1 protein-coding gene is annotated in these 718 nt (G+C 35.9%); it reads left to right on the plus strand.

Annotated elements, in window-relative coordinates; translation table 11 throughout:
- Positions 1 to 261: 261 nt before the first annotated feature.
- A complete protein-coding gene (locus GY937_28885; GenBank protein MCP5060731.1) occupies positions 262 to 453 on the plus strand; it encodes a hypothetical protein in 192 nt (63 codons plus the stop codon).
- Positions 454 to 718 lie beyond the last annotated feature (265 nt).

The following is a 718-nucleotide window of genomic DNA, read 5'->3' on the forward strand; positions in this document are numbered from 1 at the left end:
TAGTGAATGTGTCAGGTGTTGGACGGCTGAAAAATATTGACCTTGTGAAAAGATTAAACAAGGAAAAAGTGCCCCATATGCGCGCGTGGCGATGGAGAGGTCCTAGTGCCACGATTCTGTTATATAAAACAAGAAAATCAAGGCGCCAATGTGGCGCGAATGCGATATTATTTGCAAAAAAATTGGATACTAAATTAGATCGATTTCGTGTTAGTAATATAATGTTGCTAAGAGTGCGTTAAACAAAAATATTGGCCTTTTATATCGGCTCATATTAGGGGTTATTTTGAGGCGGAAATTTTTCCCGGTTTATTTTTACGATTTCATCGCAAAGCGTGTGCAAAATTATTTTCTTCTGGTAAAATTTTCATAACAGGTGTACTTTCCGTTGGTGAAATCGAGTCCGTTATTTGTACGTTGATTGATGTTTTAAACAATAAAGACATGTTTTGAAATCTCCTTCTTCTTCTTTCCCACGGAACGCGATTAAATCGCCGCACGCAGATTTTCGACATGTTTGATTTACCTTGCAAAATTGATGATAGGGGGTAGAGGAACACAAGGAATTAGAAAATAATTTTTTTCCCATGTTGATGTTAAGGTCATTTGCTTGACAGTTTCAATGCGAAATAGGAGTAAAGAGACATAACAAATTAGAAAATAATTTTTTTCCCATGTTGATATAAACGTCATTTACTTGACAGTTTCAAAGCGCAAA

The sequence above is a fragment of the bacterium genome, assembly GCA_024228115.1.
Taxonomy (GTDB): Bacteria; Myxococcota_A; UBA9160; order UBA9160; family UBA6930.